The organism is Geodermatophilus sp. DSM 45219 (genome assembly GCF_900104025.1).
Taxonomy (GTDB): Bacteria; Actinomycetota; Actinomycetes; order Mycobacteriales; family Geodermatophilaceae; genus Geodermatophilus.
In genome coordinates this window covers 405159-424738 of record NZ_FNIQ01000003.1, presented here as the reverse complement: position 1 = coordinate 424738, position 19580 = coordinate 405159, and the positions used below count along the sequence as shown (strand labels likewise).

General features: G+C 75.2%; 18 protein-coding genes. 11 read left to right on the top strand and 7 right to left on the bottom strand.

Going from position 1 to position 19580, the window contains the following annotated elements; genetic code table 11:
* Positions 1-55: 55 nt before the first annotated feature.
* The 5 genes from BLR12_RS11090 to BLR12_RS11070 all read left to right on the top strand — a co-directional run bounded on the left by BLR12_RS11090 (position 56) and on the right by BLR12_RS11070 (position 6622).
* Positions 56-1288: an iron-containing alcohol dehydrogenase gene (locus BLR12_RS11090; RefSeq protein WP_091377597.1), complete on the top strand. Its 1233-nt coding sequence runs from the start codon at positions 56-58 to the stop codon at positions 1286-1288.
* Positions 1288-2607, top strand: coding sequence for a sensor histidine kinase (locus BLR12_RS11085; protein ID WP_091377594.1), 1320 nt, complete (start codon positions 1288-1290; stop codon positions 2605-2607). Before BLR12_RS11090 ends, BLR12_RS11085 begins: the two co-directional genes overlap by 1 nt.
* Positions 2600-3250 carry a MadR family response regulator transcription factor gene (locus tag BLR12_RS11080; protein ID WP_091377591.1) on the top strand — a complete coding sequence of 217 codons (651 nt, stop codon included), beginning with the start codon at positions 2600-2602 and terminating at the stop codon, positions 3248-3250. Before BLR12_RS11085 ends, BLR12_RS11080 begins: the two co-directional genes overlap by 8 nt.
* Positions 3251-3357: 107 nt before the next feature.
* Positions 3358-4350, top strand: coding sequence for an oxidoreductase (locus BLR12_RS11075; RefSeq protein ID WP_091377588.1), 993 nt, complete (start codon positions 3358-3360; stop codon positions 4348-4350).
* A 52-nt stretch (positions 4351-4402) separates the two neighbouring features.
* Positions 4403-6622: a glycoside hydrolase family 15 protein gene (locus BLR12_RS11070; RefSeq protein WP_218120625.1), complete on the top strand. Its 2220-nt coding sequence runs from the start codon at positions 4403-4405 to the stop codon at positions 6620-6622.
* Between the two features lie 4 nt (positions 6623-6626).
* Here the strand turns inward: BLR12_RS11070 and BLR12_RS11065 are convergent, their stop codons facing one another.
* The 4 genes from BLR12_RS11065 to mftR form a co-directional block, all read right to left on the bottom strand.
* Positions 6627-8138 carry a VWA domain-containing protein gene (locus BLR12_RS11065; RefSeq protein ID WP_091377585.1) on the bottom strand — a complete coding sequence of 504 codons (1512 nt, stop codon included), beginning with the start codon at positions 8136-8138 and terminating at the stop codon, positions 6627-6629.
* A gap of 1 nt (position 8139) precedes the next feature.
* Entirely contained in the window at positions 8140-9372 is a 1233-nt protein-coding gene (locus BLR12_RS11060) for an AAA family ATPase (RefSeq protein WP_255363427.1), read from the bottom strand.
* Between the two features lie 72 nt (positions 9373-9444).
* Positions 9445-10737, bottom strand: a complete 1293-nt coding sequence (gene mdo, locus BLR12_RS11055) for an NDMA-dependent methanol dehydrogenase (protein ID WP_091377583.1) — start codon at positions 10735-10737, stop codon at positions 9445-9447.
* A gap of 267 nt (positions 10738-11004) precedes the next feature.
* Positions 11005-11604, bottom strand: coding sequence for a mycofactocin system transcriptional regulator (mftR, locus tag BLR12_RS11050; protein ID WP_255363426.1), 600 nt, complete (start codon positions 11602-11604; stop codon positions 11005-11007).
* A gap of 124 nt (positions 11605-11728) precedes the next feature.
* Between mftR and mftA the strand changes: the two genes are divergently transcribed.
* The 4 genes from mftA to BLR12_RS11030 are packed head-to-tail and all read left to right on the top strand — an operon-like array spanning position 11729 to position 15268.
* Positions 11729-11842, top strand: a complete 114-nt coding sequence (gene mftA / locus BLR12_RS11045) for a mycofactocin precursor MftA (protein WP_091377580.1) — start codon at positions 11729-11731, stop codon at positions 11840-11842.
* A complete protein-coding gene (gene mftB / locus BLR12_RS11040; protein WP_255363425.1) occupies positions 11827-12213 on the top strand; it encodes a mycofactocin biosynthesis chaperone MftB in 387 nt (128 codons plus the stop codon). The genes mftA and mftB overlap by 16 nt, the downstream gene beginning before the upstream one ends.
* Complete coding sequence (gene mftC / locus BLR12_RS11035) at positions 12210-13451, top strand: mycofactocin radical SAM maturase (protein ID WP_091377577.1); 1242 nt, start codon at positions 12210-12212, stop codon at positions 13449-13451. Before mftB ends, mftC begins: the two co-directional genes overlap by 4 nt.
* Positions 13412-15268, top strand: coding sequence for a mycofactocin system FadH/OYE family oxidoreductase 1 (locus tag BLR12_RS11030; protein WP_369803442.1), 1857 nt, complete (start codon positions 13412-13414; stop codon positions 15266-15268). The genes mftC and BLR12_RS11030 overlap by 40 nt, the downstream gene beginning before the upstream one ends.
* Positions 15269-15311: 43 nt before the next feature.
* Here BLR12_RS11030 and BLR12_RS11025 read toward each other — a convergent pair whose 3' ends face one another.
* From BLR12_RS11025 to BLR12_RS11015, 3 genes are all read right to left on the bottom strand, one after another.
* Positions 15312-15791: a pyridoxamine 5'-phosphate oxidase family protein gene (locus tag BLR12_RS11025; RefSeq protein WP_091377572.1), complete on the bottom strand. Its 480-nt coding sequence runs from the start codon at positions 15789-15791 to the stop codon at positions 15312-15314.
* Between the two features lie 223 nt (positions 15792-16014).
* Entirely contained in the window at positions 16015-16392 is a 378-nt protein-coding gene (locus tag BLR12_RS11020; protein ID WP_091377566.1) for a YchJ family protein, read from the bottom strand.
* Positions 16393-16417: 25 nt separating this feature from the next.
* Complete coding sequence (locus tag BLR12_RS11015; protein ID WP_143018757.1) at positions 16418-16846, bottom strand: SPOR domain-containing protein; 429 nt, start codon at positions 16844-16846, stop codon at positions 16418-16420.
* 94 nt (positions 16847-16940) lie between these two features.
* Here BLR12_RS11015 and BLR12_RS11010 point away from each other — a divergent pair, with 94 nt between their 5' ends.
* Complete coding sequence (locus BLR12_RS11010) at positions 16941-18866, top strand: mycofactocin system FadH/OYE family oxidoreductase 2 (RefSeq protein WP_091377562.1); 1926 nt, start codon at positions 16941-16943, stop codon at positions 18864-18866.
* 14 nt (positions 18867-18880) lie between these two features.
* Positions 18881-19576, top strand: coding sequence for a mycofactocin biosynthesis peptidyl-dipeptidase MftE (gene mftE, locus BLR12_RS11005; protein ID WP_091377559.1), 696 nt, complete (start codon positions 18881-18883; stop codon positions 19574-19576).
* Positions 19577-19580 lie beyond the last annotated feature (4 nt).

Sequence of the window (19580 nt, the reverse complement as noted above, 5' to 3'; positions counted from 1 at the left end):
ACCCCCGGGAGGCCCTCGTGTCCGCTGCCGCGTGCGCTCCCCGACCGGAGCGACGGTGACCGCCGCCGCCCCGGTCCGCCTCCCGCTCCCGGCCGGCCTGCGGGTCCGGCCGGCGGAACCGCGCCCGGCCCCGACCGTCGCGGCGTTCAGCAAGTACCTGGTGCCCGAGGTCGTGTTCGGCTGGGGGGCGCTGTCGGAGGCCGGGTGGGCGGCGCGGCGGCTGGGCGCGCAGCGGCCGTTCGTCGTCACCGACGCCGGGCTGGTGCAGGCCGGCTGGTGGGCCGAGCTCGCCGGTCACCTCGCCGAGGCGGGGCTGCGGGCGACGGTGTGGCAGGAGCTGACGCCCAACCCCAAGGACCACGAGGTCGCCGCGGGCGCCGAGCGCTACCTGGAGAGCGGCTGCGACGTCATCGTCGGCCTCGGTGGCGGCTCGGTGATCGACGCGGCCAAGGCGATCGCGGTGGTCGCGAGCAACGGCGGGCAGATCCTCGACTACGAGGGCGTGGACAAGGTCACCGCCGCGATCCCGCCGACCGTGATGTGTCCCAGCACCGCCGGCACCGGCGCCGACGTCTCGCAGTTCGCCGTCATCACCGACACCACCCGCCGGCTCAAGGCCACCCTCATCGGCCGCGCTCTCGTGCCGGACATCTCGATCACCGACCCGCGGCTGCTGACGACGATGCCCGACGACCTGGCCGCCGCGACCGGCCTGGACGCGCTGACCCACGGCATCGAGGCGTTCGTCTCCCGGGCGTCCGGCCCGCTCACCGACGTCCACGCGCTGCACGCCATCGAGCTGATCTGCGGCTCGCTGCGCGGCACGATCGCCCGTCCCGAGGACCCGGCCGCGCACACCGCGATGGCCCAGGCCAGCCTCGAGGCCGGGCTGGCCTTCACCAACGCGATCCTCGGCGCCACGCACGCGATGAGCCACCAGGTCGGTGGGCTGCTCGACCTGCCGCACGGCGTCGTCAACGGCGTCCTGCTGCCGCACGTCATCCGGTTCAACGCCCGCAGCGGGCCGGACCGGTTCGTCCCGATCGCGCGGGCCATGGGCATCGACGTCACCGGGCTGCCCGCCGACGTCGCCGCCGACGCCGCCGCGGAGGAGGTGGGCCGGCTGGCCGCGGACCTGGGCTGCCCGCGCGGCCTGGCACAGCTCGGCGTGCGGGAGGCCGACGTCGAGACGCTGGCCGCGACCACGCTCGGCGACGCGTGCCTGTCGACCAACCCGCGCGACGCCGACCACGCCCAGATCGCGGCGCTCTTCCGCAGCGCCCTCTGATGCGCGCGCCGGGCATCAGCGAGCTCACCGGGCTGCGTTCCTCCAAGCCGAGCTGGTACGCCGAGTACCGGCAGACCGTCGACGACCTCGACCGCGCGCTGGGCTCCCTCGAGCACATCGCCCGCGTGCTCTCGGCCACCGGGCAGGGCGCCGACGCGCTGTGCCGGGCGGTCGTCGACGCCACCGCGGAACACCTCGGGGAGCCCTGGGCGGTGCTCGCGCTGTCCGGGACGGCGCTGCCGCTGGCCCGTCCGCGGATGCTCGGCCGCGGCCCGTCCGGGGTCGGGGTGGGGCAGATGGCGCTGCTGCCCGAGGTGGTCCGCCGTCCGGTCACCGAGGCGCTGGCCGCCGACGCCGTCGACCCGTGGCAGACGGCGGACGGCGCGGTCGTCGTCCCCCTGGTGGTCGACGGCGAGCCGGTCGGCGCGCTGGTCGCCTGCGGCGGGCCCCGGCGGACGGCGACCCCCGCGGACCTGGCCATCCTGCGGATCGTGGCCAACCAGTCGGCGGTGGCGCTGCTGTCCGAGCACCTGCTGGCGCGGTCGGAGGCGCTGCGCCGGCAGACCGAGCGGCTCTACGCCGAGGCCGAGGAGCGCGCCCGCGACCTCGCCGACCGGCACTCCCGGCTGGCCGAGGCCGAACGGCGGCTCGACGTCGCCGCGCAGCGCGAGGCGGTGGACGCCGAGCGGCACCGGATCGCCCGCGAGCTGCACGACAGCGTGGCCCAGCACGTGCTCTCGGCTGGCATGACCATCGAGTGGTGCCGGCCGGAGGTGGCCCACCACGGCGAGGTCTACGAACGGCTCGGGCACGCCAAGGCGCTCACCCGGGAGGCGGTGGAGCGGCTGCGCGGCGCCATCCACGCGCTCTCCACCCACGAGCACGGGGACGGCGACGGGCTGCCGGCCATGCTGGCCCGGCTCTCCGACGTCGCGCCGGTGCCCGGCCTCGCGGTCGCCGTCCGGGTGGAGGGCCGCCCCCGGCAGCTGCCGGCCGAGGTCGAGCACTCGCTGTTCCGGATCGCCTCGGAGTGCCTGTTCAACACCGCCCGCCACGCGAACGCCACCCGGAGCACCGTGCGGCTGGCCTACCGGCCCGACGAGCTGCGGCTCTCGGTCGCCGACGACGGCGACGGCGACCCCGACGTGCTGCGGCGGGCGCTGCGGGCGTCCGGGCGCCGGGACGACGGGTACCACCGCGGGCTGGGCAACATCGCCTCCCGCTGCACGGAGATGGGGGGGACGGTGCGGTTCACGCGGGCCCGGATGGGCGGCGTGCGGGTGGAGGTCCGGATGCCGTGGGAGGCCGTCGATGGGTGAGTCGATCCGGCTGGTCATCGTCGACGACCACGCGATCGTCCGGCAGGGCCTGCGCTCGATCCTGGAGCGCGAGCCGGACATCGAGGTGGTCGGCGAGGCGGCGTCCGCGGGCGAGGCGCTGGACCTGGTGGCCGCCAGCCGCCCGCACATCGTGCTGCTCGACCTCAAGCTGTCGGCCGGGTCCGACGTCGCCGGCCTGACCCTGTGCGGCCAGCTCACCGCGGCCACCCCGGCGCCCGGCGTGCTCGTGGTGACGACCTTCCTCGACCAGCAGCTGGTGCTGGAGGCGATCCAGCGCGGCGCCCGCGGCTACGTGCTCAAGGACGTTGATGCCGTCGCGCTGGTGGCCGCGATCCGGGCGGTGCGCCGCGGGGAGAGCGCCTTCGACAGCCACAGCGCGACGATGGTGGTGCGGTCGCTGGCCGCCCCGCCGTCCCCCGCCGCGAGCGGGCCGGACCTCACCGCGCGCGAGCGCGAGGTGCTCACCCTGCTGGCGCGCGGGCTGTCCAACGAGGCGATCGGCCGGGAGCTGTTCATCTCGGCCACGACGGCCAAATTCCACGTCGGCAACGTGATGCGCAAGCTGTCGGTCACCCGCCGCGCGGAGGCCGTCTACGCCGGCAGCAAGCTCGGGCTGATCTGAGCGGCCGAGCCGACACGCCGGAGCGGCTCCACGGTCCGTGACCGGCGCGCCGGTGCCGCGGCGCGACCCGGCCGCCCGGGGTCCGCGCGGCCCTAGGTTCCCGTCGCATGACGAGCACCGTGGCGGCGTCCGGACAGGTCCTGCTCGGCGACCGGGCCGTGCACCGGGTCGGGTTCGGCGGCATGAAGCTCACCGGACCCCGGGTCACCGGGCCACCGGCCGACCGGGACGCGGCGCTCGCCGTCCTCCGCCGGGCCGTGGAGCTCGGGGTCGACCACCTGGACACCAGCGGCCTCTACGGCCCGCACGTGGTGAACGACCTGATCCGCGAGGCGCTGCACCCCTATCCCGAGGACCTGGTCGTCGTCACCCGGGTGGGCGCCCGGAGGACGCCTGAGGGCGGCTGGGAGGAGGCCCTGACGGCGGACGAGCTGCGCCGGTCGGTCGAGGAGGACCTCGCGCACCTCGGGCTGGACGCGCTGCACGTGGCCAACCTGCGGATGCCGGGGCTGGGCGAGCCGGCGGAGCGCTCCCTGGCCGAGCCCCTCGAGGCGCTGGCGCGGCTGCAGCAGGAGGGGATCGTGCGGCAGCTCGGGGTCAGCCACATCACCAGCCGGCAGGTCGCCGAGGCACGGAGCATCGCCCCGCTGGCCTGCGTGCAGAACCACTACAACCTGATCCACCGCACCGACGACCGCCTCGTCGAGGAGCTGGCCCGGGACGGCATCGCCTACGTGGCGCTGGAGGGCGTCTCCTACACGTCCTTCTTCCCCATGGGCGAGATGTCGCCGCCGCAGTCGGCGGTCCTGGAGGCCGTCGCGCAGCGGGTGGGGGCGAGCCCGGTGCAGGTGGCCATCGCGTGGCTGCTGGCGCGCTCACCCAACGTGCTGGTCATCCCGAGTGCGACCTCGGTGGCCGAGCTGGAGCAGCTGCTCGCGGCGGGCGGGGTGACGCTCGGTCCTGCCGACACCGAGGAGCTGGACCGCATCGTGACCATGGGTGGCCCGCCCTCCGGCGGTGTCCCGGCGTGGGGCGGAGGCGGTTCCGGGGGCCGGCCCCCGTGGGTCGGCGGCGACCCGGGCGGCCGTCCTCCGGGGTGAGGACGCCGACCGTGCGGGACAGGTGAGCCAGAGAGGAACGGAGGAACGGCCGGTGATCTGCGGAGACGTGCGCCATGGCAGGCAGCGCCGGGTGCCGGCGCGTGCGGCCCTCGGCGCGGCCGCCGTCGCCGGCGTCCTCGTGCTGAGCGGCGGGGTCGGGATGGCGGGAGCGCAGGCCGCGCCTCCGGCGCCGGGCTACCCCGGCGCCGCTGCGACCTGGGCACCGGGGGACAAGGACGGCTTCGGGACGGCGATCGGCGCTCTCGACAGCACGGTCTGGTACACGCTCGAGGACGGGACCCTCAGCGAGGTCTTCGCCCCGCGGATCGACACGCAGAGCTCGCGGGACACGCAGTTCGTCGTCACCGACGGCACCACGTTCGCCGACCGGGAGGACGAGGACACCGACTCCGTCGTCGAGCTGGTCGATCCCCGCGCCCTGGTCTACCGGCAGGTCAACACCGCGACCAGCGGCCGGTACCGGATCACCAAGACCTACACCACCGACCCCGACCGGGCCGCGGTGCTCGTCGACGTCCGCTTCGAGTCCCTCGACGGGCAGCCGTACCAGGTGTACGTGCTGCACGACGTCGGTCTGGGCCTCAACGCCAACGACGACACCGGCCGCTCCGCTGATGGGCGGCTGCTGGCCACCGACGGTGCGCTGAGCAGTGCCGTCACCGCCTCGGGCGGCCTCACCGGGACGTCCAGCGGCTACCTCGAGCGCAGCGACGGCTGGTCCGACCTGCGCGCGGACTTCGTCCTCGACGACGCCTGGGACGCGCCGACCCCCGGCAACGTCGTCCAGATCGGGCGGACCGGCCTGACCGGGCTGGACGGCGGGCAGGGGCTCACCCTGTCGCTCGGCTTCGGGACGACGGAGGACGACGCCGTGCAGGCCGCCGACCAGGCCCTGGGCCGCGGCTTCGACTCGGCGCTTGCCGCCTACTCCGCGGGCTGGCACGACTACCTCGACGCCCTCGCCCCCGCCCCGGCCAGCGTCGCCCAGTGGCGCACGGAGTACGACGTCTCGGCGATGGTGATCGCGGCGTCGGAGGACAAGACCGTGCGCGGGGGCTTCGTCGCCTCCCCGGGCCGGCCGTGGGCGTGGGCGAACGAGCTGCAGCACCTCCCCGTCTACCACGCGGTCTGGTCGCGCGACCTGTACCAGCACGCGACCGCCCTGATCGCGATGGGTGACGTCGCGGCCGCCGAGCGGGCCCTGGACCACCTGTGGACGGTGCAGCAGCGCCCCGACGGGTCGTTCCCGCAGAACGCGCGGCTCGACGGTGAGCCGGTGTTCGGCGGGTTGCAGATGGACGAGGTCGCCCTGCCGATCGTGCTCGCCTGGCAGCTCGGCCGCACCGGGCCCGAGGACTGGGAGCGGGTGCGGCTGTCGGCCGACTTCCTGGTGGCCGAGGGGCCGGCCACCGAGCAGGAGCGGTGGGAGAACCTGGGCGGGTGGTCGCCGAACACCATCGCCGCGGAGATCGCCGGCCTGGTCACCGCGGCCGACATCGCGCGGGCCAACGGCGACGGCGCCCGGGCCGACACCTACCTCGCCACGGCCGACGAGTGGCGCGCCGGCCTGGCGGAGTGGACGGTGACCACCACCGGCCCGCTGTCGGCCGAGCCGTACCACCTGCGGATCACCGCCGACGGCGACGCCGATGCCGGCACGCAGATCCAGATCGCCGACGGCGGCCCGCTGGTCGACCAGCGGGAGGTGCTCGACCCCAGCTTCCTGGACCTGGTCCGGCTCGGCATCGTGCCGGCCGACGACCCGGTCGTGCAGAACACGCTGCGGCTGATCGACGAGCGGCTGGGCTACGACACCGCCAACGGCCGGTTCTGGCACCGGTCGAGCTTCGACGGCTACGGGGAGAAGGCCGACGGCACCCAGTGGGAGCCGGTCGACCCGGGCTCGCGGGAGACGATCGGCCGCGGCTGGCCGCTGCTGACCGGGGAGCGCGGCGAGTACGAGCTGGTGCCCGGTGCCGCCGTCGCTGCCCCGCCCCAGGAGCGGCTGGACGCGATGGCCCGCTCGGCCGACGACGAGTCGCTGTTCATGGCCGAGCAGGTGTGGGACGACCAGCCGCCGTCGGCCGAGGGGCCGGAGTTCGAGCCGGGGGAGCCGACGTTCTCCGCGACGCCGCTGTCCTGGTCCCACGCCGGCTTCGTCCGGCTGGCCCACGCCATCGACGCCGGCCGTCCCGTGGACACGCCGGCCGTCGTGGCCTGCCACTTCGGGACGTCGCTCTGCGAGGACTGATGGATCAGCGCGAGGCGGCGCGGGTGACGACGTCGGTCGCCCAGGTCTCCAGCCCCGAGTGGTCGCGGATGACCTCCACCCGGTCGCAGCTCTCCGCGTAGGCGGGCAGGTCGCAGCCGCCGAGCGCCCACGAGTACTTCGGCTCGGGGGTCAGCCAGATCGTCTCGCGCACCCGCCGGGAGAGGTCGGCGAAGACGTCCAGGCGCGGGGCGTTGCCGTTGCCGCGGCCGTCGCCGAGCACCAGCAGGGTCGAGCGCCGGGTGAAGGCCCCCGAGTGGTCGGCGGCGAGCGTGGCGAACACCGAGCCGTAGTCGCTGGAGGCGTCGACGTCGATCACGTCGCCGCCGAACACCAGGCCCAGCGCGTGCTCCAGCGGGTGCTCGTCGAACAGGTCGGTGATCTCGACGACGTCGTCCACGAACGCGAAGGTGCGCACCTGCGCGAACAGGTCCTGCAGCGCGTGGACGACGTGCAGCGTGAAACGGGCCGTCGTCCGCACCGAGAGGCTCACGTCGGCGACCACGACCAGCCGGGGCTTGTCCTCGGCCAGCCGGGTGGTGACCGGCCGGAACGGGACGCCGTCGTACTTGAGGTTGCGCCGCATCGTGCGGGCCACGTCGACCCGGCCGCGCGGGGACTGCCGCTTCTTGTGGGTCAGCCCGCCGTGCAGCGAGGTGGCCAGCCGGCGCAGCGACTCCTCGATCCGCGCCCGCTCGGCCTCGGTCACCTTCTCCACGGGCGCCCGCGCGAGCTCCCGCTCCTCGATCGCCATGCCGGTCATCTCGGCGAGCTTCTGCAGGTGCGCGGCGAGCAGCTCGGGCAGGTCCTCGATCACGCCGGCGAGCTGGCGGCGCAGCGCCTCGGCCACCTCGGGGTCCAGGTCGCCGACCGGGTCGGCCAGCCAGTCGCGCAGCGCCTGCTGCTGGGCCACCGACAGCTCCAGGTCCAGCTGGGTGCCCCCGCCGCGCACCAGCTCGCCGGGCAGCCCCGGGTCGTGCAGCCGGGTGACCTCCAGCTGCACCTTCTGCGCGTCGTCCATCGGCCCGCCGCTGCTCTCCGACGACAGCACGATCTGCTGGGTCAGCGAGGCCAGGTCGACCTTGTTGGCCTCCTGGTGCAGGTTGTACTGGGTGGCCAGGTCCTCGGCCTTGAAGAACTCCTTGATGTCGACCGGCTTGCCGTGGCTGTGCCCCTCCTGCACCTCCGCGTCCGGATCCGGCGACCAGGTCATCCTCGTCAGCGCGCCGGTGTCGGCCAGGTCGTCGTGCGCGTGCCCGTGGCCCTCGTCGGTCTCGACGACCGCGCGCAGGGCGAAGAAGCGGGCGAAGGTGTCGGCGAAGACCTCGGCGTCCCGGCGGTCCTTGAGCAGTGCCGCGCCGAGCGCCGCCTCCAGCGCCGCCCGGTCGCTGACGCCGACGGCGGTCGCCGCGGCGTAGGCGTCGATCGCCTCCGCCGTCGAGATCCGCATCCCGCGCAGTCGCAGCAGCCGGATGAACCGGTGCAGGGCGCCCTCCACGTCAGACCGGCCGCCGCCGCGCGCCGCCGCGGTTGGCGGCGAAGGACCGGGCGCCCTGCCCGCTGCGGACCTCCCGCGGAGCGGCCGGCGCGTCCGCGGGGCCGCCGCGGGCGCCGAAGGAGTCGTCGTGCCGGCCGGGGGTGTCCTTCGCCGCCCGCACCCGGGGGCCGTCGTCCTCGTGGTCGTGGTCGTGGGTGTGCCCGCCGTGGGTGTGCGACCCGTGCGCGTGAGTGTGGCCGGGCCCGTGCGGGTGGCCGTGGTCCAGGGACGCCGGCACCGTCGCGTTCGGGTCGACCAGCCGGGGCAGCGCCTCGCGTGAGCGCTGCACGTCGCGCTCGTACTTGGCGACGACGGAGACGGTGTCCCCGAGCACCTGGGCGTCCAGCTCGCTCACGCCCAGGACGGCCAGGGTGCGCGCCCAGTCGATGGTCTCGGAGATGCTGGGGGCCTTGCGCAGGTCCAGGCCGCGCAGCCCGCGCACGATCTGCACCAGCCGCTGGGCCGCGGCGTCGTCCAGGCCGGTGTCCTTGGACCGCAGGATCTCCAGTTCACGGTCGGCGTCGGGGTACTCGAGGAACAGGTGCAGGCAGCGCCGCTTGAGCGCCGCGGACAGGTCGCGGGTGTTGTTCGAGGTCAGGACGACGTAGGGCGCGTACTTCGCGACGAACGTGCCGATCTCGGGCACCGACACCTGGTACTCGGCGAGCATCTCCAGCAGCACCGCCTCCAGGGCCTCGTCCGCACGGTCGACCTCGTCGACCAGCAGCACGACCGGCTCCTCGGAGCGCACCGCCTCCAGCAGGGGCCGGGGGGCGAGGAAGCGCTCGTTGAAGAACGCGCTGTCGGCGCCGGCTATCTTGTCGACGGCGTCGGCCAGCGAGTCGGTGTCCTGCAGCAGCTCGGCGGCCTTGTCCCGCAGGATCTGGGTGTAGAGCAGCTGCTTGCCGTAGTCCCACTCGTAGAGGGCCTTGGTCTCGTCCTGGCCCTCGTAGCACTGCAGGCGCAGCAGCCGGCGCCCCGTGGCCGCGGCCAGCGTCTTGGCCAGCTCGGTCTTGCCGACGCCGGCCGGCCCCTCGAGCAGCAGCGGCTTGGCCAGGCGGGACATCACGAAGGTCGTCGTCGCCAGCCGGCGGTCGGCGATGTAGCCGTGCTCGGCGAAGGCGCGGGCGACGTCGTCGGGGGACTCGAAGTCGGGGGAGGGGGCGGCGGCGGAGGGCACGGGCTGGACGGTCACGCAGGACTCCTGGGCGTAGAGGACAGGGGCGGGGCGGCAGGGGGACCGCCCCGCCCCTGGGTCGGTGACGGCTCAGCTGAGGAGGTCGTCCAGGTCGCCGGTCATGCAGTGCTCGACCACCGGGCGGACGGTCTCGAACGTGCACTCCTTGGCGTTGCCCGGGGTGCAGGCGTCGCCGAGGACGTGGTTGGTGATCCGGTCGACGTCCTTGTCGTCGCCGGCGATGACCGGGGCGTTCTCGTAGAACCTGGTCGGGCCCTGGCCCAGCCGGTTCTTCGAGTAGCTGTCCTGGGTGACGTCGGTGAACTTCTCCGGGATGCCGACGTCGCGCAGCAGCCGGATGGCTGCGGCGAGTGCGGCGTCGGCGGCCTGGGGGGCGGTCATGCCGTGCGTGTCGACGCCCATGGCCTCGGCGATGTCGGCGAACCGCTGGTACTGCGTCGGCATGTTGAACGCCCACACGCGGGGCAGCGCGACGGCGTTGTTCAGCCCGTGGTGGGTGTCGTAGAAGGCGCTCACCGCGTGGCTGATCGAGTGGATGATGCCGAGGCCCCCGGAGTTGAACGCCTGGGCGGCGATGTACTGGGCGTACATCATCCCCTCGCGGCCGCCGAGGTCCTGGCCGTTCCACACCGCCTGGCGCAGGTGCTGGGAGGTCAGCTTGATGGCGTACAGCGCGTTGCCCAGCGAGGGTGCGAAGTTCAGCCGCGACACGTAGGGCTCGCTGGCGTGGGCGAGGACGTCGAAGCCGCACTGGGCGGTGTAGTCGACCGGGCAGTCGTAGTAGAGGACCGGGTCGTCGATCGCCAGCGTCGTCACCGAGGTGTCGTCGAACGCGACGTACTTGTGCGGGTTGTCCGGGTCGGTCGTGGTGTCGGTGATGACGTAGGCCCAGCTGGTCTCCGAGCCGGTGCCGGCCGTGGTGGAGACGGCGATGTGCGGCGGGTTCTTCGGGTTCTCGCTCTGGTTGAAGCCCTCGAACTCGTTGACGCTGCGGCCGTCGTGGGCCACCGAGATGCGCGCGCCCTTGCAGGCGTCGTGGCTGGACCCGCCGCCGATCGAGACGAAGCTGTCGCACTCGTTCTCCTGGTACATCGCCACGGCGTCCATGACGTTGTAGTCCTTGGGGTTCGACTCGACCTTGTCGTACACGACGACCTCGAGGCCGTGGTAGCGCATGGACTCGGCGATCTTGTCCACGATGTCGGTGCCGCGCAGGCCCGACGTCATGATCAGCGTGCGCTTGAAGCCCAGCTTGAGCGCCTCGGGGCCGATGATCTCGTGCGCGCCGGGGCCCATCAGGGCCCGGGGGAACGGGTGGAACTCCTTGATGGGGAAGGGCTTGAGGAGTTCTTCGACCTTCATGGCGGGGGGTCCTTCCTGCTGCCGGCGGGGGAGTCGTCGGCGCGGACGGTATGAGCGGGGTCACACGTCACGGCAGGGGTGGCGGGGAGGAACCGGCCGTCCGGAAGAGCAGGTCGGCCCGCCCGGGGAGGTGCTCCTGCCCGACCGGAGAGGGTGCTGCGTCGCCTTGGTCCCGACGCATCCGGGCTCACCGTCCGGGCTCCTGGCGCACGACCGGTGGTGAGCCAGGAGCCCCGGTGATCAGCTCACCTGATCACCGGGACGGCGCTACGCGGACGGCGGGCGGAGGTCGGGGAAGCCGAGCGCGAGCTGGTCGAAGGCCGCGTGCAGGGCCGCGGCGAGCGTCGTCGTCCCGTCGGCCAGCCAGACCTCGAAGGCAGTGGTCGCCGCCGCCCGGGTGCTCGTCGCGACCAGCCGGGGGAGCAGGGCGTCCGGCGTCTGGCCGAGGCGGCGGGCGACGTGCTCGGCGACCACCCGGTCGACGTCGGCGTAGCGCACCTGCGCGTGCGCCTGCAACGCCGGCTCGCCCAGGATCAGCGCCATCCGCTGCCGCAGGATCGGCAGGTCGCCGTCGGCGTAGTCGTTGACCTCGACGTAGGCCGCGCAGATCGAGGCCAGCACCGGCTGGTCCTCCCGCGTGGCCGCCAGCAGCCGCTCGAGCCGGGCGACGTGCGCGCCGAACTCGCCCCACACCGCGTCGGCCTTGGTCGCGAAGCAGCGGAAGAAGGTGCGCCGGCTGGTGCCCGCGGCGTCGGCGATCTCGTCGGCCGTGACCTGCTCGAAGCCGGTGCGCGTGAACAGCTCCAGGGCCGCCTGCTGGAGGCGGGCGCGGGTGTCCGCACGCACGTCCACGGGCGCCTCGGTCACCGCCCCATCTTGCGCCACGGGCGACCGGGGGACGGCGCGCTGCGGCGCAGGGACGCTGTTGCCCGGTGGCACTGGGTGTCACTAACCTCCCCCGCACCGCGTAACCCAGATCACAGGAGGCGCCATGCCCGAGAGCGACGACACCCAGGCCGGAGAGACCCCCGCGGTCGAGGAGACCCTGGTCGAGGAGTCCCTCGTCGAGGAGGTCTCCATCGACGGCATGTGCGGGGTGTACTGATCGACGCCCCCGCCGCGGCGCCGGCCGAGCTCTCCAGCGGAGCCGGCGCCGCACCACTGCCGGGCTCCGGCGCGCCCGCGCCCGCCCCGACCGCTGACTTCGACCCGTCGCTGCCCTGGCGGCGGGCCCGTTCCGTGGCGCTGCGCCCGGAGCCCTTCGGCGCGCTGGTCTACCACTTCGGCAACCGGAAGCTGTCCTTCCTGAAGTCCAAGCCGCTGGTCGCCGTCGTCGAGTCGCTGGGCGAGCACCCCAGCGCCGACGCCACCCTCGTCGCGTGCGGGGTCCCCGCCGCCCAGCACCCCGCCTACCGCAGGGCGCTGGCCGACCTCGCCCGTTCCCAGATGATCGAGCTCCGGGAGCCGCCCGCATGACCGCCGTCCTGCCGTCCCGACCCGCCGCCCCTCCCCGCCCCACCGGGGGGCGGCTGATCGACCAGTTCGAGTACGGGCTGGACGCGCCGATCTGCCTCACCTGGGAGCTCACCTACGCCTGCAACCTGGCGTGCGCGCACTGCCTGTCCAGCTCGGGACGGCGGGACCCGCGCGAGCTGTCCACCGCCGAGGCCGAGGCGGTCATCGACGAGCTGCAGCGGATGCAGGTCTTCTACGTCAACGTCGGCGGCGGCGAGCCCACCGTCCGCCCGGACTTCTGGCACCTGCTCGACTACGCCATCGGCCACGACGTGGGTGTCAAGTTCTCCACCAACGGCGTCAAGCTGGACCGGGCGCGCGCCGAGCAGCTCGCCCGCACCGACTACGTCGACGTGCAGATCTCCCTCGACGGCGCGACCGCGGAGGTCAACGACCGGGTCCGCGGCACCGGCTCGTACGCCACCGCGATCCGGGCGCTGGAGAACCTGGCCGAGGCCGGGATGCGCGACTTCAAGGTCTCCGTCGTCGTCACCCGGGAGAACGCCGGTCAGCTCGACGAGTTCAGGGAGCTCACCGACCGCTACGGCGCCCAGCTGCGGATCACCCGGCTGCGCCCGTCCGGCCGCGGCGCCGACGTGTGGGACCAGCTGCACCCGACCCAGGCCCAGCAGCGCGAGCTGTACTCGTGGCTGCTCGCCAACGGTGAGAAGGTGCTGACCGGCGACTCGTTCTTCCACCTGTCGGCGTTCGGCGAGGCCCTGCCCGGGCTCAACCTCTGCGGCGCCGGCCGGGTGGTGTGCCTCATCGACCCGGTGGGCGACGTCTACGCCTGCCCGTTCGCCATCCACGAGGACTTCCTCGCGGGCAACGTCCGGGACGAGGGCGGCTTCCAGCGGGTGTGGCAGCAGTCGGAGCTCTTCGCCGACCTGCGCAGCCCGCAGACCGGCGGCGCGTGCACCAAGTGCGCGCACTTCGACGCCTGCCGGGGCGGCTGCATGGCGGCGAAGTTCTTCACCGGCCTGCCGCTCGACGGGCCCGACCCCGAGTGCGTGCAGGGCTACGGCGAGAGCGCGCTGGCCGCCCGTGACCTGGAGCTGCTCACCCCGCGCAGTTCCGTGGACCACTCGCACACCGGGCCGGTGCGCGGCCAGCCGACGCTGCTCGGCATGCCGTCGATCCCGAAGGCCCCGGCGAAGCTCTGCGACGAGTCGCCGCTGGCCGGGCTCGACCTGCGCTGAACTCGCTGCTCGGCCCGCTGGTCCTGGCGGGCCGGACGGCGCCCTCCCGGGTGCTGTTCGGCCCGCACGAGACCAACCTGGGCCGCGGTCGGGCGCTCTCGGAGCGGCACGTCGCGTACTACGCGCGCCGGGCCGCGGGCGGCTGCGGGATCGTCGTCCCCGAGACCGCGTCGGTGCACCCTTCCGACCACCCCTACGAGCGGGCGCCGCTCGCCGCAGAGTGCGGTCCGGGCTGGGCGGACGTCGTCGCCGCCTGCCGCCCGCACGGCGCGCTGGTGCTGGCCTCGCTCGGGCACACCGGCGCGCAGGGCAGCTCCGGTTACGCGCAGACCGCGCTGTGGGCGCCGTCCGCCGTGCCCGACGTCGTCACCCGCGAGGTGCCGGTTCAGATGGAGCAGGCGGACGTCGACGCGCTGGTCACCGGCTTCGCGGCGTCCGCCCGGGTCGCGGTGGACGCGGGCGTCGACGGGGTGGAGGTCGACGCGGGCGCCCGCTCGCTGCTGCGCCAGTTCCTCTCCGGCCTGACCAACCTGCGCACCGACGCGTACGGCGTCGACCGGACGCGGCTGCTGCGCGAGGTGCTGGCCGCGGTCCGCACCGAGCTCGGGCCCGGCCGGGTGCTCGCCCTGCGGCTGTCCTGCGACGAGGAGGCGCCGTGGGCGGGGATCACGCCGTCCCTCGCCGTGCAGCACGTCCGTGGGCTGGCTCCGCTGGCCGACCTGCTGGTCGTCGTCCGGGGGAGTGGCCTGGCCGCGTCGTCGTACCGGCCCGACGGCCACACGCCGCCCGGCTTCAACGCCGACCTGACCCGCGCGGTGCGGGCGGCCGCGGGCGGGACGCCGGTCGTGCTGCAGGGCTCGGTGGTCGACGTCGGTGCCGCGCAGCGGGCGCTGGACGACGGGGCGGCCGACGCGGTGGAGATGACCCGCGCGCAGATCGCCGACGCCGACCTGGTGGCCAGGGCGCGGGCCGGCGTCCCGGTGCGGCCGTGCACGCTGTGCAACCAGGCCTGCCAGGTGCGCGACGTCCGCAACCCGCTGGTCAGCTGCGTCGCCGACCCGTCCGGGGGAGAGGCCCTGCCGGACGGTGCGGGGCGGCGGGTGACCGTCGTCGGCGGCGGGCCGGCGGGGCTCGAGGCGGCGCGGGTGCTGGCGGCCGCCGGCGCCGACGTCCGGCTGGTGGAGCGTGCGGACCGGCTCGGCGGTGCGCTGTGGTCGGTCGCGGCGCTGCCGGGGCGGGCGCGGTTCGCCGACCTCGCGGTGTGGCTGGCCGGGGAGGTGGTGCGGTCGGGGGTGCGGGTGGAGCTCGGGACCGGAGCCCGGTCCGGTGACGTGGTGGCGACCGGCGCCCGGCCGCGCGACGGGGTGACCGCCGCCGACGTGCTGGCGGGCGCGGCGCTGCCGCCCGGCCCGGTCGTCGTGGACGACCCCGTCGGGGGGCCGGTCGGGGTCGGGGTGGCCGAGCTGCTCGCCGCGGCCGGCCGGGAGGTCGCGCTGGTGACGCCGGACGAGGTCGCCGGCGTCCGGCTGGGCGGCGACCTGGGCCCGGCCAACGCGCGGCTGGCGCGGGCCGGGGTGCGGCGGGAGACGTCGTCGGTGCTGCGTGCGGTGGCCGACGGGGTGGCGGTGCTGGCCGACCGCTGGACCGGTACGGAGCGCCGCGTGGCGTGCGCCGTTCTGGTGGACGCCGGCCCGCCGCTGCCCGGGGACGTCCCGGCCGGGGCGCTGGCGGCCGGGGACGCCGTCGCGCCGCGCACCGTGCTCGAGGCGGTGCTGGAGGGCCGGCGCGCGGCTCAGACGCTGCTGGCGGACCCGTAGCGGGCGGGTGCGGCGGCCGCCGGGCCGCCGCACCCGCGGTCGCTCAGAGGTCGACCTTGGCGTGCTCGCCGGTGTCGGGCTTGTCGCCGGTGGCCTTGGCCTTCACGAAGCTGAACGCGGTGGCCAGCCGGTTGCCGGGGCTGTCCCAGTACTCCGCCGAGTCGCCGTCGACCTTGACCAGCACGACCGACGGGTCCTCCGGGCCCTGCGGCAGCCAGGCCTCGACGCCGCTGTTCCACAGCTCCTTCTTCTTGGCCACGTCGGAGACCACCGCAGCGTGACCGGTGAGGGAGATCCAGTTGCCGCCGGAGCCCGCGCCGACGTTGACCTGCGGCGAGGCGGCGATGTGGGCCAGCCAGGGGGCGCTGCGCTCGGCGAACAACCACAGGTCGCCGTCGAACTCGACCTCCTGCAGCGTCATCGGGCGACTGGTCAGCTTGCCTTCGGGAGTGGTCGTCGTGAGGAAGCCGAACCTCTCGCCCTTCAGCAGCTCGGCGACCTTGCGGGTGTCCTCGGCGCTCATCTCGTCCTCTCGTCGTGCGCGATCCGGTGTCGCCCACCTCCTGCCCAGGACGCCGTGGCCCGACACACGCGCGGGAGCGATGACGGACCGTCCCCACCGCTCCCCCACGGCGGAACCCGCCGACCCTCGCGCGGTTCACCCCGCTCTCGCGCCGTTGCACCAGCGCGACAGCGGGGACAACGGCGCGAGAGTCGGGGCGTGCGCGGACGCCGTCGCCCCGCGCTCACACTGCGTCGAGGTACCGCCAGGCGCCGTCGACACGTGCGAAGCGGCTGACCTCGTGCTGGCTGCCGGTCCGGCCCTCGTGCCGGTACGAGGCCCGGAACTCGACCGTGCCCTCCGCGGCGAGCAGCCCGCCGTCCGCCACGGCCAGCACGTCCAGGCCGGTCCACCGCACCGTCGGGTCGAGCTCCAGCGATGGCGGTCGCGTCGCCGGGTGCCAGGTGTCGAGGAGGTAGCCGGCGTCCCCGAGAGCGAAGGCGCTGTACCGCGAGCGCATCAGCTGCTCGGCGGTCGCCGCCGTCGCGGTGCCGTCGTGCAGCCGGCCGCAGCACTCCGCGTAGGCCAGGCCGGTCCCGCAGGGGCAGCGTCGAGGGGCCATGCCCGCGAGTCTCTCCCGACGGCGGTCAGCACTCGACGCCGTCCTCGGTGGTCCCCACGTGCATGCAGTCCAAGCCGATGGCGAACTCGCTGCGCTCCGCCGCGGTCAGCCGGCCCGGTTCGAACCGGACGACGATCCACCCGGACAGGTAGGACTCCCCGGCGAAGCGGCGGGCCGCTGCCACGGCGTGGTCCCGGTCGAGGAACCGGTACATCGTCAGCGTGTCCGACTGCACGGCCTGGGTGCACGGCAGGTCGGCGTCGCACAGCTCGTCGGTGGCCCAGCGGGCGTTCGGCACCATCGACTGCCGCCACGGGTCCTCCGCCCCGACCCAGGCGCCGAGGTCGATGAGCCTGCGGCCGTCGAAGGTCGCGAGGAACAGGATGACCGCCACCAGCGCCACCCCGACGACCGCGCCGGCTGCCACCGCGACCTGGCCCGCTGCTGTCCGCACACGGGGATGATCACCCAGCAGAGCCGTGTCCGGGCACCGTCGTGGGAGTTCCTACCGTCCTGGGGGGGAGCCGGTCCGGCAGGAGGAGGGATGCATGCGACACCTCACGGCGCCGTTCCGGGTCGGGCCGGTGACGCTGCCCAACCGGATCGTCTTCCCGGCCCACCTGACGAACTACGCCGTCGACGGCCGCTCCACCGACCGGCACGCCGCCTACTACGCGGCCCGCGCGGCCGGCGGCGCCGGGCTGGTGATCACGGAAGAACTGGCCACCGACCCCGCCGACCGGCCCTACGAGAAGCTGGTCCACGGCTACGACCCCGCTGTCCTGCCCGGGCTGCGACGGGTCGCCGACGCCGTCCACGCGCACGGCGTGCCGGTGTTCGCCCAGGTCAACCACAACGGCGGCCAGTCCGACTCGCTGCACACCCGGACCCCGGTCACCGCGCCCTCCCCGGTGCCCGACCCGCTGTTCCGCGAGGTGCCGCGCGAGGCCACCACCGCCGACATCGCCCGGCTGGTCGCCGGCTACGCCGACGTCGCCGCCCGGTGCGCCGCGGCCGGGTTCGACGGCGTGGAGGTGCAGGGCTCGCAGTCCGCGCTGGCGCGCCAGTTCCTCTCCCGCGCCACCAACCGGCGCACCGACCGCTACGGCGGCCCGCTCGAGCACCGCGTCCGCTTCCTCGTCGAGGTGCTCACCGCCGTCCGCGAGGCGCTCGGGCCCGGCCGCGCCCTCGGTGTCCGGCTCGCCGACGAGGAGGGCCTGGACGGCGGGACGACGCTGGAGGAGGCGGTGGCCACCGCGCGGCTGCTCACCGACCGCGGCCTGGTGGACTACGTCAGCACCACGGTCGGCGTGGCGACGGCGACCCTCGACCGCGTCGTCCCCCCGATGACCACCCCACCCGGGTACGCCCGGTACCTGTCCGCGGCCGTCCGCGCCGCCGTCGGCGTCCCGGTGATCGGCGTCGGCCGCTTCCTCACGCCGGCGCAGGCGGAGCAGGCGCTGGCTGCCGGCGACTGCGACCTGGTCGGTGCCGTCCGCGCCCAGATCGCCGACCCCCGGTTCGCCGCCAAGGCGGTCGGCGGGCGGGACGGCGAGATCCGCCGCTGCCTCGGCTGCAACTCCGACTGCGTCGGCCGGGTGGGCCTGAACCGGCCGCTGGGCTGCGTCGTCAACCCGCGGGCCGGCCGCGAGGCGCCGCTGCCGCTCCCGCGGCGCCGCCGCCGGGTGCTCGTCATCGGCGGCGGCCCGGCCGGGTTGCGCGCCGCCGCGACCGCCGCCGCCCGCGGGCACGCGGTCACCCTGTGGGAGCAGGCCGACCGCACCGGCGGTGCGATCCGGGTCGCGGCGTCCGCCCCCGGACGGGACGGGCTGCGCCCGCTGGTCGACGACCTCGCCGCCGAGTGCGCCCGCTCGGGGGTGGCGGTCCGCACCGGCGTGCGAGCGACCGCGGAAGCCGTGCTCGCCGACGCGCCGGACGTCGTCGTCCTCGCCACCGGCGCCCGTCCCGTGCGGCCGGAGTGGGCCGGCACGAGCGCCCGGGTGGTCGACGTCCGCGACGTGCTCACCGGCGCCGCGCAGCCGACCGGTGCCGTCCTCGTCGTCGACGACCTCGGCGCCGCCGCGGCGACCTCGGTCGCCGAGCTGCTCGCCGGCCGCGGCTGCACCGTCGAGGTGGTCACCGCGGCGATGGTCGTCGGCCAGGACCTCGGGCTCACCCTCGACCGGCCCGGCTGGGAGCGGCGGGCAGCCGCGCTGGACATCCGGCGGACGACGGAGCGGCTGGTCACCGCGGTCGACGGCCGCACCGTGCGGCTGCTGCACCACCCCACCGGCGCGGTCGAGGAGCGCACCGTCGACCGGATCGTGGTCGCGGCACCCGCCCGGGCCGACGACGAGCTGTGGACGGCGCTGCGCGACAGCGGCCTGGAGGTGCACCGGGTCGGCGACTGCCTCGCCCCGCGACGGGCGGGAGCGGCCACCCTGGACGGCGACCGGGTCGGCCGGGCGGTCTGACTAGCCTCGACCGGGTGACCTCGCTCGCCGGCGCCACCTGGCCCGACCTGCCCGAGCGCCCGCTGCTGCTGGTGCCGCTCGGCGCCGTCGAGCAGCACGGCCACCACCTGCCGCTGGCCACCGACACCACCGTCGCCTGCGCGGTCGCCGAGGCCGCCGCCGGCGACCTGGACGGCGCCCTGCTCGCCCCGGCCCTCGCCTACGGCGCCAGCGGCGAGCACGAGGACTTCCCCGGCACGGTCTCCATCGGCACCGAGGCGCTCACCGGGCTGCTCGTGGAGTACGGCCGCTCGGCCTGCCGCTGGGCCGGCCGGCTCGTCCTGGTCAACGGCCACGGCGGCAACCTGGACGCCCTCCGGACGGCCGGCTCGCAGCTGCGCACCGAGGGGCGGGACGTCGCCTGGTTCCCCTGCGGCGTGGCCGGCGCCGACGCGCACGCCGGGCGCACCGAGACGTCCGTGATGTTGCACGTGGAACCGGGTGCCGTCCGGGAGGACCGCGCGGTCGCCGGCGACACCACGCCGGTCGCCGAGCTGCTGCCCCGGCTGCGCGCCGGCGGCGTGCGCGCCGTCAGCCCCACCGGGGTGCTCGGGGACCCGGCCGGCGCGTCGGCGGAGGAGGGCGCCCGGCTGCTGGCCGGCATGGCCGGGCGGCTGGCCGCCGCCGTGCGGGGGTGGGACGTCGACCCCGCCGGGCGGCTCCGCGGCTGACGGA